The sequence below is a fragment of the Methylibium sp. T29 genome (assembly GCF_000576205.1).
In the GTDB taxonomy this organism is placed as follows: domain Bacteria; phylum Pseudomonadota; class Gammaproteobacteria; order Burkholderiales; family Burkholderiaceae_C; genus Methylibium; species Methylibium petroleiphilum.
In genome coordinates, this window is sequence record NZ_AZND01000457.1 from 1 (window position 1) to 1,563 (window position 1,563).

The following is a 1,563-nucleotide window of genomic DNA, read 5'->3' on the forward strand; positions in this document are numbered from 1 at the left end:
CCGAAGGCCGGCACGCGGCGGCCGTTGCTGAGGATGCTGGCCGTCATCGGCTCCAGGAAGCGCAGGCGCCGCACGCCGCCGTCGCCGCCCCGGTGACGGCCGGCACCGCCCGAACCGTGGCGGATGGCGTAGCTGTCCAGCCGCACCGGGAAGCGGAACTCCAGCACCTCCGGGTCGGTGAGCCGGGAGTTGGTCATGTGAGTCTGCACGACGGCCGTGCCGTCGAAGTCGGGGCCGGCGCCGCTGCCGCCGGCGACCGTCTCGTAGTACTGGTGGCGCTCGTTGCCGAAGGTGAAGTTGTTCATCGTGCACTGGCTCGCCGCCATCACGCCGAGCGCGCCGTAGAGCGCATTGGTCACGCACATCGAGGTCTCGACGTTGCCGGCCACCACCGCCGCCGGCGGGCGCGGGTTCAGCAGCGAGCCTTCGGGCACCACCACCCGCAGCGGCTTCAGGCAGCCGGCGTTGAGCGGGATGTCGTCGCCCACCAGCGTGCGGAAGACGTACAGCACCGCCGCCATCGTGACCGACTTCGGTGCGTTGAAGTTGCCGTCGTCCTGCTGGGCGCTGCTGCCGCTGAAGTCGATGCAGGCGCTGCGCGCGGTGGCGTCGACGCTCACCTGCACCGCGATCTGCGCACCGTTGTCGAGCGGCAGCGTGTAGCGGCCGTTGCCGATCGTCGCGGCCAGCGCCGTGACGACGCGGCGCACGCTCTCTTCGGCGTTGTCCTGCACGTGCTGCATGTAGGCCTGCACCGTCTCCAGGCCGACCTGCGCCACCAGCGCGCGCAGCTCCTGGGCGCCCTTTTCGTTGGCGGCGATCTGCGCCCGCAGGTCGGCGAGGTTCTGCGCCGGATTGCGCGCCGGGTGCGGCCCGGCGCCCAGCACGGCCAGCAGTTCGGCCTCGCGCAGCCACGGCGTGGCGCCGCCTTCGACGAGCCGGAAGTTGTCGAGCAGCACGCCCTCGTCGTCGATGCGGCGCGAGAACGGCGGCATCGACCCGGGCGTGATGCCGCCGACATCGGCATGGTGGCCGCGCGAAGCCACGTAGAACAGCGGCTTTTCTCCCTCGCCCTCCGGGAGACGGCTGGAGTGAGGGGCCAGGAACACCGGCGTCACCACCGTGATGTCCGGCAGGTGCGTGCCGCCGTGGTAGGGGTCGTTGAGCACGAACACGTCGCCCGGCAGCAGCCGAGGGTTGCGGGCGATCACGGTCTTGATCGACTCGCTCATCGAACCCAGGTGCACCGGCATGTGCGGTGCATTGGCGATCAGCTCGCCGCCGCCGTCGAACAGCGCGCAGGAGAAGTCGAGCCGCTCCTTGATGTTCACCGAGTGCGCGGTGTTCTGCAGCCGCAGGCCCATCTGCTCGGCGATGTTCATGAAGAGGTTGTTGAAGACCTCCAGGCGCACCGGATCCACCTCGGTGCCGAGCGCGGTGCGCGGCGCGCGCGGTCGCACGCGCGCCAGCTCCAGCGCGCCCTGCATCGTCACGCGGGCCTGCCAGCCCGGATCGACGACCGTCGTCGCGTTGCGCTCGGCGATGACGGCCGGCCCGTCGATG

At 71.0% G+C, this 1,563-nt stretch carries 1 protein-coding gene; it reads right to left on the reverse strand.

What is annotated here, in order from left to right:
* On the reverse strand, positions 1-1,563 hold a 1,563-nt coding region (locus tag x551_RS21990; RefSeq protein WP_036251496.1), incomplete at both ends, for a hydantoinase B/oxoprolinase family protein.